The 14,192-nt window shown below is 74.2% G+C and carries 5 protein-coding genes; all 5 read right to left on the bottom strand.

All coding sequences use genetic code 11. The annotated features are described in order from the left end of the window. Window positions 1–20 precede the first annotated feature (20 nt). The 5 genes from ACF089_RS21850 to ACF089_RS21830 all read right to left on the bottom strand — a co-directional run bounded on the left by ACF089_RS21850 (window position 21) and on the right by ACF089_RS21830 (window position 14,126). Window positions 21–6,455, bottom strand: a complete 6,435-nt coding sequence (locus ACF089_RS21850; RefSeq protein WP_392028989.1) for an SDR family NAD(P)-dependent oxidoreductase — start codon at window positions 6,453–6,455, stop codon at window positions 21–23. 372 nt (window positions 6,456–6,827) lie between these two features. After that, on the bottom strand, window positions 6,828–8,477 hold the full coding sequence (locus ACF089_RS21845) for an NAD(P)/FAD-dependent oxidoreductase (RefSeq protein ID WP_392028987.1): 1,650 nt from the start codon (window positions 8,475–8,477) through the stop codon (window positions 6,828–6,830). A 181-nt stretch (window positions 8,478–8,658) separates the two neighbouring features. Further along, the gene (locus ACF089_RS21840) at window positions 8,659–11,472 is read right to left on the bottom strand and encodes a BREX system ATP-binding domain-containing protein (RefSeq protein WP_392028985.1); all 2,814 of its coding nucleotides are present in this window, start codon (window positions 11,470–11,472) and stop codon (window positions 8,659–8,661) included. Further along, entirely contained in the window at window positions 11,459–12,751 is a 1,293-nt protein-coding gene (locus ACF089_RS21835; RefSeq protein ID WP_392028983.1) for a cation:proton antiporter, read from the bottom strand. The genes ACF089_RS21840 and ACF089_RS21835 overlap by 14 nt, the downstream gene beginning before the upstream one ends. A 94-nt stretch (window positions 12,752–12,845) precedes the next feature. Next, on the bottom strand, window positions 12,846–14,126 hold the full coding sequence (locus ACF089_RS21830) for an NAD(P)/FAD-dependent oxidoreductase (RefSeq protein ID WP_392028981.1): 1,281 nt from the start codon (window positions 14,124–14,126) through the stop codon (window positions 12,846–12,848). Window positions 14,127–14,192: the final 66 nt, after the last annotated feature.

The following is a 14,192-nucleotide window of genomic DNA, read 5'->3' as shown; positions in this document are numbered from 1 at the left end:
CGGGGCGGTCGGCTCGTTCGTCACTCCGTCACTCCTGTGGTCGCTCCTGCCGTCCCGGCCATGGCCGCCGGGTCCGCCGCCGCGGGGCCCGCCGGCTCCGGGCCCGTATCGGCGTCCGTATCGGCGTCCGTATCGGCGTCCGGCCCCGGGCCCGCCGCGTCCGGCGCCCCGGCCGCTCCCGGCTCCGGCTCCGGCTCCGGCTCCGGACCCGCCCCGGGCTCCGCCCCCGCGAGCAGTCGCTCGGCGAGCGCCCCGGCGAGCGCCGCCGGGCTGCCGTAGGACCAGAGCAGGGTCGGCGACAGCTTCAGCCCGGTGGCCGCTTCGAGGAGGTTGCGCAGTTCGAGGCTCATCAGGGAGTCCAGGCCGAGCGCCTTGAACGGCGTCCCGCCGTCCAGCGCGGCGGGGTCGATGCGCAGGACCCGGCCCGCGAGATCCCGTACGGCGTCCGCCACCAGAGCGGCCCGGTCGCCGGGGGGCGCGGTGCGCAGCCGGGCGCGGAGGCCCGCCCCGGAGCCGGCGGCGGGGCCGCCGTCCCGGGCGGCGGCGAGCCGCTCCCAGCTGGGCAGGGCGGCGGTGTCCGGATAGGCGTCGAACCACTGGCGCAGATCGATGGGCACCTGGCCGACGACCGTCTCGTCCCGCTCCAGCAGCCGCAGCAGCGCGGGCCACGCCTCCTCGGGGGTGATGCCGCCCATGCCGCGTTCGGCGAGCCGCGCGCCGCGCAGTCCCCCGGCGTCGGCGGCCAGGCCGATCCCGGCGAACGGCCCCCACTGCACGCTCAGGGCGGTCCTGCCGCGCCGCCTGCGGGACTCGGCGACCGCGTCGAGGAAGGCGTTGCCCGCCGCGTACACGGCCTGTCCCGGGTTGCCGACGAGGGCCGCCGCCGAGGAGAAGAGGACGAAGAAGTCCAGCGGGTCGCCCTCGGTGGCCGCGTCCAGGTGGCGCGCGCCGTCGGCCTTGGGGGTGAGGACGGAGTCCAGCTGGGCGGAGGTGACGCCGGTGACGGTGGCGTCGTCCAGCACGCCCGCCGCGTGCACGACTCCGCGCAGCGGGGGCAGTTCGGCGCGCACCCGGGTCAGGACGGCGTCGAGGGCGGCGCGGTCGCCGATGTCGCAGCGCGCCGTCTCGACCCGGGTGCCGGCGGCGCGCAGCGCCTGGATCCGCCGCTCGGCCCCGGCCCCGGGAGCCGAGCGTCCGAGCAGGACGAGCCCGCCCGCGCCCGCGCCGGCGAGGTGTTCGGCGAGGGAGAGTCCGAGTGCGCCGAGACCGCCGGTGATCAGGTACGTCCCGTTCGCGCGCGGGCGTCCGTCCGGCAGGGGTTCGGGGACGGCGCCGGTCACCGACCGGGGGTCGGCGAGGACGACGCGTTCGCCGCGCGGGAGGTCGCGCAGGGCCCGGGCGGCCTCGGCGAAGGGACGGCGGTGTACGGGGAGGGGCGGCTGCGCGCCGTCGGCGACGCTCTCCCACGCCTCGGCCAGCAGCCGGGCGAAGCGGTCGGGCCGGGTCCGGATCAGCGCGTCGGCGTCGACCGCGGCCAGGGCGATGCCGCCGCGCAGCGCGTCGAGGCCGAGCGTACGGCCCGGGGTCGCGCCCCCGGTGTCGACGAACCGGCCGCCCAGGGCGAGCAGTTCGAGGTCGGAGCCGAGGGCGTCGGCGGCGAGCGGGCCGAGGACGAGGTCGACGCCGAGGCCCCCGGCGGCCTCCCGCACCCGCTGGTGCCAGAACGGGTCGGCGCTGTCGAGGACGCCGGTGAAGCCCGCGGCGGCGAAGCGGGCCCGGCCCTCCTCGTGGGCGTCGGCGGCGAGGACCCGCGCGCCCAGGGCCCGGGCGGTCCTGGCGGCCGCGATCCCGAGACCGTCGCCCGCCGTGTGCACGAGGACCGTCTCCCCCGGTTCGAGCCGGCCGAGGTCGGTGAGCGCGTGCCGGGCGATGACGAGGGGCAGCGGGAGGGCGGCGGCCTCGTCGTCGGCGAGCGTCTCCGGTACGGGCCGGGCGTGGTCGGCGCGTACGGTGAGATGGCTGGCGAGCGCGCCGGGCCCGCAGGCCACGACCCGGTCGCCCAGGGCGAGTCGGGTGACGCCGGGGCCGAGCGCGACGACGGCTCCGGCGCAGGAGCGGCCGAGGTCCGGCCCGGCCCCGGCCCGCGCGTCGGCCGGGTCCAGCGCGGTCGCGGCGATCTCGACCTCGATCTCCCCGGGGCCCGGCGGGCGGCGCTCCAGCGGTACGGGCTCCACCGCTCCCCCGGCGGCCGGACGGAAGCGGAAGGGCTGGTACGGGGTGCGGGGCGCGGGCAGTCCGGGGGCCGGGGCGGCCGCGGAGCCGCGGACGATCCGCGCGGCGAGGCGGCGCTCCCCGCGCAGGGCGATCTGGTCCTCCGTGCCGTCGAGCAGTTCGGCGGCGCAGGACCGGGCCCAGTCGGCGTCGTCGGCGGCCACGTCGAGGAGCCGGGGCTCCAGCTCGCCGTGTTCGCGGCGGAGCACCCTGGTGAAGCCCCAGTACTGGGCGGCGCCGGGGTCGGGGGCGCGGTCGCCGCCCGGGGCCTGGGCGCGGTCGGTGACGACGGCCAGCCTCGGGGGGACGGACCGGGCGGTGCAGTGGCGTACGAGGGCGGCGAGCGCGCCGAGTCCGGCGCGCTGTGCCGGGTGGCCCGCGTCGGCGGCGGGCGCGACGAAGACGACCGCGTCGGCGTTCCCGTCGTCGGGCGGGGCGTCCGGGCCGGTCCAGTGGGCGCGGGCGCCGCGCGCGGCGAGCGCCTCGGCGAGTGCGGCGGCCCGGCCGGAGCCGTCGCCGAGGACGGTCCAGCGGCCCGGGTCCCGGGCCGGGGTGGGGGGAGCGGCGTCGGTCCACTCCAGGCGGTGCAGCCGGGTCTCGTCGTCCGTGCGTCCGTCCCCGGCCGGGAGGGGGCGCAGCGCCAGCCGCTCCATGACGAGCAGCGGTTTGCGCTCCTCGTCGAAGAGGACCACGTCCACCTCGCCGTCGTCGCGGCGCACCGCGTGCGACCACAGCCGGGCGACGGGCCGGTCCGGGTCGTGGAGGATTCGTACGGAGCGTACGGAGGCCGGGACCAGGGCCGTCGTGTCCTGCGTGCCGTCCAGCGCGAGGGAGACCTGGAGCGCGCCGTCCCAGAGCGCGGGGTGGAGGGCGCCCGCCCGGTTCGCCGCCGACTGCCGCTCGCCGAGGACCACCTCGCCGAGCGCCTCCGCGCCCGAGCCGCGCACCCGCAGGGAGGTGACGCACCGGAAGGCGGGGCCGTAGCCGAGACCGCGCCGGGCGCAGTCGTCGTAGAAGGTCTCGGCGGCCGGGGCGGGCGCTGGGCCGCCGGGCCCGGCGGCCTCCGGACCGCCGTCCGCGCCGGCGCCCTCGCTCCCGTGCCAGGCCGGGAACTCCGGCAGTTCGGGTCCGTACGCGCCCCGGCCGATCCGCGCAGTGGCGTTCGCCGTCCAGTCGTCCGCGCCGGGGGGCAGCGAGAGCAGGCGGAACGCGCCGCCGGCGTCGGTGTCGTGCCATTCGGCGGTGAGGCGGACGGGGTCGTCGCCGAGGGCGATCCCGGCGTCGAAGACGACGTCGTCGAGGCGGAGCGGTCCGCTTCCGGTGCGGGCGCGGGCCAGCTGGACGGCGAGGTTGAGCATGGCGGCGGCGGGCAGTACGGGAGCGTCGTGCACCCGGTGGTCGGCGAGCCACGGGAGGTCGGGGAGGGCGAGTTCGAGGCCGGCCTGCCGGACGCCGGGGCGGCCGGGGACGGGGACGGGCTCGATGGTGAGGCCCCGGGCGGCGGCGGGGCTCCGCCCGCGGCGCGGCGTCCAGTGGCGGTCCCCGTCGAGCGGATATCCGGGGACCGGCGCGAGGGCTCCCCGGGGCTGGGCGGCGAAGGGCTCCAGTCCGCCGACGTAGGCGGCGGCGAGGGCCCGCGCGAAGTCCTCGCGTCCGCCGTGGTGGCGGCGGAGGGTGGTGAGGACGGCGGGCGGCGTCTCGCGGGCCGCGCCGAGCTGTTCGACGGCCGGGGCGAGCACGGGGTGCGGGCTGATCTCCACCACATGGGTGACCCCGTCGTCCAGGAGCGCGTTCATCGCGTCGGCGAAGAGCACGGGACGGCGCAGATTCTCCACCCAGTAGGCGGCGTCCATGCCGGGTCCTTCGAGCACCCGGGAGCGCACGGTCGACATCAGCGGGACCGATCCGGCGCGCGGGGTCGCGGGGGCGAGCGCGGCGAGGAGATCCGGCTCCAGCGGGTCCATCTGCGGGCTGTGGGAGGCGTAGTCGACATTGACGAGCCGGCAGTAGGTCCCCTCGGCCTCCAGGAGTTCCTTGAGCGTGAGCACGGCGTCCTTCTCGCCGGACAGCACACAGGAGCTGGGGCCGTTGTGCACGGCGAGGGAGACGCTGTCCTCGAAGCCCTCCAGGGCTTCGAGGGCCGCCGCCCGGCTCAGGTCGACGGCGAGCATCCGGCCGTTCCCCGAGGTGCGCATGGCGATGGCGCTGCGCCGGGCCACGATCAGCGCGGCGTCCTCGTGGCTGAGCACGCCCGCGACGGTGGCCGCGGTGATCTCGCCCTGGCTGTGCCCGAGTACGACGTCGGGCTCCACGCCGGAGGCCCGCCACAGCTCAGCGAGGCCGAGGGACATCGCCCACAGCGTCGGCTGGAGCATGTCGATCCGGGTCGTCCACACCTCGCCGGCCGCGCCGCGCCCGTCCGCGAAGGCGTCGAGCAGATCCCAGGGGACGTGCGGGGCGAGGGCGGCCCGGCAGCGCTGGACGACCTCGGCGAAGAGCGGGCTGTCCCGGTACAGTTCGCGCCCCATCGCCCCCCACTGGGATCCCTGGCCGGGGAAGACGAAGGCGGTCCGCCCGTGCGGGACGGCCCGGCCCCGGACGACGCCCTCCGGGACGGTGTCGGCGGCCGGGTCGAAGGCCTCCAGCCGGGCCCGGAGCAGATCGGCGGAGTCGGCCAGGAACGCCGCGCGCTCGGGGTGGTGGTCCCGCCGCCGGGCGAGGGTGTCCGCGGTGTCGGCGAGATCGAGTACGGCCAGCTCGGGCGCGAGCCGCGCCGCGCGCAGACCGAGGGCGGGCACGGTCCTGGCGGAGAGCGGCACCAGGAGCGGCGTCCCGGTCGGCGGCGGGGGGACGTCTTCCGCGAGGGGCGGCTCGGGCGGCGTCACCGCCACGACATGGGCGTTGGTGCCGCCCCAGCCGAAGGAGTTGACGCCCATCGCGAGCGGTCCCCCGGCCGGCAGCGCGAGCGGCTCGCGCACCACATGGAGGCGGAGGTCGTCGAAGGGGATGTCCGGGTTGAGCTCGGCGCAGTGCAGACTCGGCGGGACGGTGCGGTGCCGCAGCGCCAGCAGGACCTTGAAGAGGCCCGCCAGACCCGCGACGGCCTCCAGGTGGCCGATGTTGGTCTTGACCGAGCCGACGGCCAGCGCGCCCCGGGTGCGGCGGGCGCCCAGCGCGCGGCCGATCTCGGTGACCTCGATCGGGTCGCCGCGGCCGGTGCCGGTGCCGTGGGCCTCGACGTAGACGACGGAGTCGGCGGGGACCGCTCCGTCGCCGTACGCGCGGGCGAGCAGATCCCGCTGGCCCTCGGGGCTCGGGGTCACCAGGCTCTCGCCGCCGCCGTCGTTGTTGACGACGGTGCGCGGGACGACGGCGTGCACGCGGTCGCCGTCGGCGAGGGCGCGCTCCAGGGTCTTGACGTAGAGCGCGGCGACGCCCTCGCCCCGGACGAATCCGTTGGCGTGCGCGGAGAAGGTCGCGCACCGGCCGTCGGGCGAGAGCGCGCCGAAGTGGGTGAGGCCGACGGTGACATGGGGATCGAGCATCAGATTCACCCCGCCGACGACGGCCGCCTCGATCTCGCCCTGGCGCAGCGCCTGGGCGGCGAGGTGCAGCGCGACCAGCGAGGAGGAGCAGCCGGTCTCCACGGTGAGGCTGGGGCCGCGCAGTCCGAAGACGTAGGAGACCCGTGCCGCGATCACGTCGAGCGCGTTGCCGACGAGGCTGTGCGGGGTGGGGCGCGCGCCGCGCTCCTTGCGCAGGAGTTCGTAGTCGTGCCAGGACGCTCCGATGTACACGCCGGTGCGGGTGCCCCGGATGTCGGAGGCGCGGACGCCCGCGTCCTCCAGCGCGCGGAAGGTCTCGTGGAGGATCAGGCGCTGCTGCGGGTCGATCGCGGCGGCCTCGCGGGGGGAGATGCCGAAGAAGGCGGCGTCGAACCGGTCCACGTCGTCGAGGAATCCGCCGACGGCCTGGATCTCGCGCTCGGGGTCCAGCGGTTCGGCGGTGTCCCAGCGGTCGGCCGGCACGGGTCCGACGGCGTCGCCCCCGTCCATCAGCAGCCGCCAGAGGGCGTCGGTGTCCGCCGCTCCCGGGAAGCGTCCCGCCATGCCGACCACGGCGAGCGAGTGCCCGGGGTCGTGCGCCGGGCGGGAGTCCAGGGGCTGCCTTGCGTTCGCGTCCATACGCTGCCTTCTCGTCATGGTGCGGTGCTGAGCCGGTGAGGGGAATTCGGGGGGACGGCGAACGGGGGTTTTCCGGCTTTCCCGGGAGTTCGGCGCGGAATTCATCCGGGACGCCTCGGTATTCTTCTCCGCCCGCCTTCCGGCAGCGTACGCCGCCCGGAAGACCCCACAACACCCCTCACCCACGGGTCCGCGCAACGGAAAACCCCTACCTCGGGGGTAGGGGTTCTCTTCCGTCGTACGGGTGCGTCCATTACGGCCCTGCCGTACGGGTGCGCGGAATACGGTCCCGCCGTACGGGCAGGCGCCATGCGGTTTCGCCGTACGGGTGCGCGGCGAGCGGCATCGCCGTACAGGAGTACGGAATACCGCTCAGCCGCGCAGCCGCATGCGCACCAGCCCCTTGCTCGCGTTGATCATCCTCGGTCCGATTTCCGGGGGTGCTTCCTTGCGGCACCACACCGCGTTCGTGGCCATTTTCGCGGGCGACATGTTGAAGCACCGGGTGTCGCGTTCGCCGAATCTGAACGAGGGGGCGATGAAGTCGGCCCCCCTGATGTGCTCCAGAATGCGGGCCGCGGCGGCGGTGGGCGTGGTGTTCCCCTCCTCCACGGACCGGCACAGATCGCCGGTGAGGGCGCCCATGGCGATGAATCCCTCGCTGACCGGCAGCGGTGATCCGGGGTGCGGGCTGTTCTCCAGTTCGAGGAGTATCCGTTCGTCCCCGGTGCGGGTGTATCGGTAATAGGCGTCTTCGAGCATGACGTTGCCCAGCATGGTGCCGAGCATCCAGGTGCGGTTCACCGCGTTCCACAGTTCGTAGTCGCGGAATCCCACGAAGGAGCTGTGGACGAGGTTGTCGTGGAAGTCGAAGAGACCCTGCTGAAGGGTTTCCAGATAGCTGAAGCGGTCCTGCGACCAGTCGCCGTCGCGGGAGGCGGCGATGAGCCGCCAGCCGAGGGCGTTGACGAGTTCCATGGTGTTGGTCAGTCCGCGCGAGTAGAGGGCGTCGATGAACCCGGCGGCGTGCGAGGTGAGACAGAACCGCTCGCCGACGACCTGCTTGGCGGAGTACTGGAGCCGGCCGGTCGACACCCAGGGGCGGACCGCCTTGGCGTTCTTGAACTGCCAGGCGATCTCGGGGAAGCGGGCGAGGAAGGCGTCGAACTCCTCCTGGCCGGGGGTTTCGTCCTTGGGGAAGACCCTGGGGTCCAGGGTCAGCCCGACGCTGCACAGCGGGTTGATCGACTCGGGGTGGTTGTCGAAGGGGATGACCCACAGCCAGCCGCCGTCGAAGACGTGGTGCAGCGTTCCGTTGTGCCAGGGATTGGGCTGCCGGTGCTTCCTGGCCGCGGGCGCCTTGTCGAAGGGCGTGACGCCGATCATATGGGTGAAGAGGGTCCGGGAGTGGGTCCTGGCCCGGGTGGGCGTCTCCCGCAGCGCGAACTTCTCGGCGAGCGGCGAGCGGAATCCGCTGCCGTCGACGACGTAATGGGCCCGGAATTCCTCGCCCCGGTCGGTGCGCAGCACCGCTCCCTCGTCGGGGTCGATCTCGACGTCGGCGATGCGGGTGGCGAGCTGCGGATGGGCCCCGTATTTGACGGCGATGTTGAAGAGGTAGGAGTCGGTGTCCTGCCGGAAGAGATGGGTCTCGGTCCGGATCGCGGAGGGGACGACCAGCTGATTGATCTTCTCCGGGTCCTGGAGCTTGCCCTCCTCGTGGTAGACGAACCCGAAGTTCTGTTTCTGGCCGCAGTACTTGGAGACATGCCGGCTGATGCCCTTGTGGCTGGAGAGCGCCATCAGCTCCGGCACGTCGTAGCGGTCGGAGATGAGCCGGGTCATTCCCGAGGTGTACGGAATGGTGGACTCGCCGACCGCGAATCGCGGATGGGTGCCCGCGTCGAGCAGCAGCACTTTCACCCCGTTGCGGGCCAGGACCGCGCCGAGCATTCCGCCCGCCATCCCGCTGCCCAGTATCGCCACATCGTACTGCCGGGCGCTTTTGTTCTTCGCTGTCATACGTGGCCTCTCCCTCGCTCTCCGGTTTGCGCACACCTGGTCCGCCGGCCGCCGGGCGGGAGCCGTGTGCCGTTCTTCCGGCCACCGCCGGCCATGCGACGGCTGCCGGTCAATCGGCGGCTGCCGGCCGCTCGGCGATTTCCGTTCATGAGGCGGCTGCCGGTCACTCGGCGATCGCCGGTCATTCGGCGGCCTCCAGCACGATTTCCGCGGGAAGGTCTCTGCGCGCCTTGACGCCGAGTTTGCGGAAGACCCGGGTGAGATGCTGTTCCACCGTGCTGATGGTGATGCAGAGCTTTCTGGATATCTCCTTGTTGGTGTGCCCGTGCGCGGCGAGCACGGCCACCCGGCGTTCGGCGCCGCTGAGCAGGCCGACGGCGACGGCGGTCGTGTCGCCCGGCCCGGCGCAGCGGGTGCGGCCCGGCCGGATCCGTTCCAGCTCCCCGGCGACGGCGGCGGCCAGCGGCCGGGCCCCGCACTCCCCCGCGAGCCGGGCGGCCATCTCCAGGACGGGCAGCGCCCGGGCGGGCCGGGCGGTCTCCCGGTGCGCGCGGCCGAGGTCGGCGAAGGCGCGCGCGGTCTGGAGCCGGTCGCCGCTCTCGCGCAGGATCTCGGCGGCCTCGGTGAGCACCCCGACGCGTTCGGCGGGCTCCCCGGTCGCGGCGAGGGCCCGCAGGGTCACCCCGCGGGAGCGGGTGCGGCCGGGGCCGATGAGCGCCAGCTCCTCACGGGCCAGCTGGTGCGCCCTGGACCGGTCCCCGAGGGCCAGATGGGCGCGGGCCGACTCGGAGCGCCAGGGCACCAGCGCGGGCAGGTCGAATCCCCAGTCCCGCATCAGCCCGCCGCAGGCGGTGAAGTCGTCCAGCGCCGCGTAGGGGCGGCCGGTCCGCAGGTGGTAGCGGCCGCGGGCGTGCAGATAGTAGAGGCCGAAGCGGGTGGAGTACATGCTCTCGGGGACGGGGACGTCGAGGTACTCCTCGGCCGCCTCGAAGTCGCCGGTGTCGACGGACGCCTGGACGAGATGGGAGAGCGGACCGCCCAGACAGACGCCCCAGCTCTTCGCGGGGACCCGGGCGAGCGCCGCCTCCGCGCAGTGCCGCGCGGTGGTCAGATCGCCCTGGCGCAGCAGGATGCCGGCCCGCAGCGAGGAGAACTCGGCCTCCCACAGGGGGACCCGCCGGGTGCGGGACTCGGCGAGCCAGTGGTCGCACCAGCTGCCGGCGGCGTCCAGACGGTCCGCGAACTGGAGCGCCGCGACCGCGCACATGATCCACTCCTGGGTGTTCTTGCCCAGGCGCAGAAACCGCATCGAGGCTTCCGCGTCGCCGACGGCGGTGACGACGCAGCCGCCGGTGAGGACCCGGGTGAGGGCCGCCGCCCCCAGCCGTCGCACATCGCCGCGCGCCGCGCGCCGCCGGTCGGGCCCGGAGGGGCCGGGGGCGGCGAGGACGGCGGAGGCCACCAGGGGCGGATAGGTCGCCGAGAGGAGTTCCCTGGTGGCTCCGATCTCCGCCGCGTCCGGGTCCGTGGACCGGTCGCCCTCGCCCATCCGCTCGATCGCCTCGACGGCCTCCTCGAAGCGGCCGTGCCACAGCAGATGCTTGGCGAGGGTGAGGGCGTGCTGGTCGGGGAGCTTCCCGTCGCGGAGCGCGGAGGCCAGCTCGCCCAGGTGCCGGGCGCTGATCGACGGGTTCAGCACCCATGCGGTGCCCGCCAGCTGGGCCTTGAGCGCGACGCGTTCGCCGTCGTCCTGGCAGACGGCGAGCGCCGCGTCGAGACAGGTGTGGGCGTCCGCCGCGCGGTTGCCGGCGAGATAGCGCTCGGCGGCCTCCCGCAGCACGGTGGCGGCCCAGCTCCGCAGTCCGCTCTCGGCGCCGAGGAGGTGGGGCGCGATCCGCACCGCGCTCGCCTCGTCCTCGTACAGCAGTTCCGCGGCCCGCCGGTGCAGATCCCGGCGGGTGTGCGCGGAGAGGTTCTGGAGGACGGCGGCGCGGGCGGCGGGGTGGCGCAGCCGGCCGCCGGTGATGAGGCCGGCCTCCTCCAGGGCGGCCGCGCACTGGTCGACGGTGGTGGTGTCCTGTTCCAGCAGCCGGGCCGCGAGGTGCGTCCCGGTGTCGGGCTCGTCGAGGACGGCGAGCGCCTGGGCCAGATGCAGGGCCGGGGTGCGGCCCCGGTGCAGACAGCTGAGGACGGTGTCGGCGTAGGCGTCGCCGACGGCGAGCGCGGGATCGGTCCCGGGCAGCGGCGCGGCGTGCCGCTGGTCCTCCACGAGCGCGCGGACCAGGAGGGGGTTGCCGCCGCTGACGCGGTGACAGTCGGCGGCGAGGGCCGAGGCCCGGTCCGCGTCCATGTGGCCGGCGAGCACCGCGGCCACCCCGTCGGCGGAGAGATTGCGCAGGAGCACCCGGCGGTAGTTGGGCTGGCGCAGCAGTTCGGCGTGCAGATGGGGGTGGGCGGACTTGGACAGGGTGCACTCGCCGACGACGAGGGCGATGGGCGAGGAGCGCAGCACTCGCACGAGCTGGAGGATCCAGTGCAGCGAGAGCGAGTCGGCGAACTGGATGTCGTCGACGCAGAGCAGCACGGGGGCCCGGCCGGAGATCCGGACGAGTTCGGTGCAGAGCTGGTGCAGGGCGGCGGTGGTCGCCGGGTCGAGCGGCCACTGCTCGTAGGCGCCGTGGTCGGCGTCGGAGCGGATGGACTCGACCCGGCGCAGCGCCTGGTCCAGGTCGTCGCCGCGGCCGGAGAGGGCTTCGGCGTACCGTGCGAGCTGGCCGAGGAGGCTGCCCGGGGAGTTGCGTTCGGCCCAGGAGCCGGTGGCGCGCAGGGTGACGAATCCGTCGTCGAGGGCGCGTCCGCGCACCGCGTCGAGGAGTTCGGTCTTGCCGCTGCCGATGCCTCCGCTGACCACGGCGACGCCGCCGAGGCCCCGGGCGGCCTCCTGAAGGGTTCCGGTGAGGGCGGCGATCTCCCCGTCGCGTTCAGCGAGCCGCATGGTTGCCTCTTCCGCCCGCGCCGATGCCGTCGCCGGGTGCGCCGCCGTCCTTCCCGCCGGTCCCGGCCGGGGGTCCGAGCCCGGCCGCGCGGCGGTCGATCAGGGTGAGCAGCGGTCCGGTCATGGCGGTGGTGACCAGGGCCATGACGACCATGAGCGAGTACAGGGAGCCGTCCAGGAGGCCCAGTTGGAGGCCGACGCCGAGGATGACGAGTTCGGTGAGGCCCCGGGTGTTCATGAGCGCGGCGAGGGTGGCCGAGTCCTGGGCGGGCAGCCCCTGGGAGCGGGCTCCGGCGTAGGTGCCGAGGAATTTGCCGGCGATGGCCACGAGCAGGATGACGGCCAGTTCGGTGAGGCCGTCGAGGCCCACTCCGCGCAGGTCGACCTTGAGGCCGGCGACGACGAAGTACACCGGGAGCAGCAGGGAGGTCATCTGACCCGTGCGTTCGCAGATCTCGTCGCGCAGTTCGCCGATGCCCTCGCGCGGCAGCACCGCGCCGAAGAGGAACGCGCCGAAGATGTAGTGCATGCCCATCGCCTCGGTCGCGGCGGCGCACAGCAGCGCTCCGACGAGGACGATGGCGAGGCGGTTCGCGGTGAGCGGTCTGGGGGCGCCGCCGGGCGCGAGCATTCTGCGCAGCAGGGGGCGCAGGGCGACCAGCGCCAGCGCGAACGGGACCAGCAGCATCACCCGCCAGTAGTCGTCGGCGCCGCCGACCACGGCCTGCACCCCGGCCAGCGCGGACCAGGCGACGACGTCCACGAGGGCGGCGGTGGCCAGCGCCAGCCCGCCGATCTGGGTACGGGAGAGCCCACGGTCGGCGAGGATGCGGGCGAGGACCGGGAACGCGGTGACGGAGACGGCGAGTCCCATGAACACGACGAACGCGGCGCGCTGGTCGGTGTCGTGTCCGCGCAGGAGGTAGAAGGCGAGGGCGATGCCGAGCCCGAAGGGCACCAGCGTGGAGCCGAGCGCGGCGCCCGCGCTGACCCGGGTGCGGCCGCGCAGCGCCCGGTGCTCGATCTCCAGGCCGACGATGAACATGAAGAGGGCGACGCCGATGTCGGCGAGCGCGGTGAGCAGGGGGCGTACCTCGGGGGTGAAGAGGTGGTCGGTGAGGAAGGTGCCGAAGAGGGTGGGTCCGAGGAGGATGCCGCCGAGGATCTCCCCGACGACCGGCGGCTGGCCGACGCGGACGGCCAGCGCGCCGAGGCCGCGCGCGAGGATCAGGATGAGCGCGAGATCCAGGAACAGCAGCTGCACTTGATGGCTGGTCATGGCAGGCGAGGACCTCCCTCGCGCGCTCTTGGGGGCCCTTGGCGCGGGCGGCGGTCGGGGCGGTTCGCCGGGGCGCCTCGTCGGCGCGGGCCCGTCACGACGCCGCTTCGGCGTCGGCGGCGGCGGCCCCGGGTATGAGGTCGTCGAGGTTGATGTTGAACATGGGGTGCCGGCCGCTGAGGCCCGAGATGAGCGTGACGAAGTCCTGGGAGGGCTCGCGCTCCTTCTCCGGGTCGATCATCTCCTGGGCGAGGCTGTAGTAGAACTCCTTGTACTTGGAGCGGTCGTAGAAGCGCTCGACGAAGGCGCGGATCTCGTCGAAGAAGCCCGAGTAGGCGGTGGCGTACCGGTCGAGGGCCTTCTCCTCGATCTCCGGGTGCTCGATGATCTCGTGGACGATCTGGGCGAGGACGCTTCCGGCGAGGGTCGCCAGCGCGACGCCGGTGGAGAAGAGCGGGTCCACGAAGGCCGCCGAGTCGCCGACCAGGGCCCAGCCGTCGCCGTGGAAACGCTTGCTGTGGTAGGACCAGTCGCGGGCGGTGCGGAATCCCGCGGAGCGGCGGCCGGGGCCGATCATCTTCTTCAGCTTGGTGGATTTGGCCATCTCCGCGTGGAACAGCTCCTGGAGCGACTGCTCGGAGGAGCCGACGGTGGCGGAGCGGGTCACGTATCCGACGCTGATGGTGCCCTTGTCGATCGGGATCGCCCAGAACCAGCCGTCGTCCAGTCCCTCGATGAGGATGTTCGTGTACTCGTCGCCGGGGAGCCGGTCGCAGTTGTCGAAGTAGGTCCAGATGGCGACGTTGCGGAGTTCGTCGTGCCAGCGCAGATCGGTGAGCCGGCGGCTGAGCACGCGGGCCTGCCCGGAGGCGTCGATGACGAGACCGGCGCGGATCTCCTGGATCTCGTCCTCGCCGCGCAGCGCGAACCGGATGCCGGTGACCCGGCCGTCCTCGTTCTGCAGCGGCTCCTTCACGGTGGCGTCCTCGATGATGTACGCGCCCAGCTCCCGGGCCCGGTCCAGGATCAGCGAGTCCAGGTCGGCGCGGCGGGTGTGGTACGCGTAGGGGTGGCCGCCCTTGATGAAGGAGAAGTTCCACGGCACCTGGTTGTTGCCCCACACCAGCGAGCCGCCGTATTTGCGCTCGAACCCGCGGGCGTCCATCCGTTCGGGCAGTCCGAGTTCCTGCATCGGCCGCATGAACGCGGGGATGAGCGATTCGCCGACGTGGTAGCGCGGGAATCGCTCCCGGTCGAGGACGAGGACCCGGCGTCCGCGCTTGGCGAGCAGCCCGGCGGTGGTCGCTCCGGCGGGCCCGCCGCCGACGACGATGACATCGAAGTAGTCCGGAATGCCATAGAGAGTGGACGACATGCGCAGACCTTCCCTTGGTGGAAACCGGGACGGCCCGCGGTGCGCGGGCCGTCGTGCTCCGTGCGG

Source organism: Streptomyces sp. NPDC014894, assembly GCF_043080985.1.
GTDB lineage: Bacteria > Actinomycetota > Actinomycetes > Streptomycetales > Streptomycetaceae > Streptomyces.
Note: the sequence above shows the minus strand (reverse complement) of the source record. Positions and strands in the feature narration are given on the sequence as shown.

Coding starts and splice junctions, on each gene's coding strand:
- ACF089_RS21850 (WP_392028989.1), bottom strand. CDS start 6,455: ATGGACGCGAACGCAAGGCAGCCCCTGGACTCCCGCCCGGCGCACGAC.
- ACF089_RS21845 (WP_392028987.1), bottom strand. CDS start 8,477: ATGACAGCGAAGAACAAAAGCGCCCGGCAGTACGATGTGGCGATACTG.
- ACF089_RS21840 (WP_392028985.1), bottom strand. CDS start 11,472: ATGCGGCTCGCTGAACGCGACGGGGAGATCGCCGCCCTCACCGGAACC.
- ACF089_RS21835 (WP_392028983.1), bottom strand. CDS start 12,751: ATGACCAGCCATCAAGTGCAGCTGCTGTTCCTGGATCTCGCGCTCATC.
- ACF089_RS21830 (WP_392028981.1), bottom strand. CDS start 14,126: ATGTCGTCCACTCTCTATGGCATTCCGGACTACTTCGATGTCATCGTC.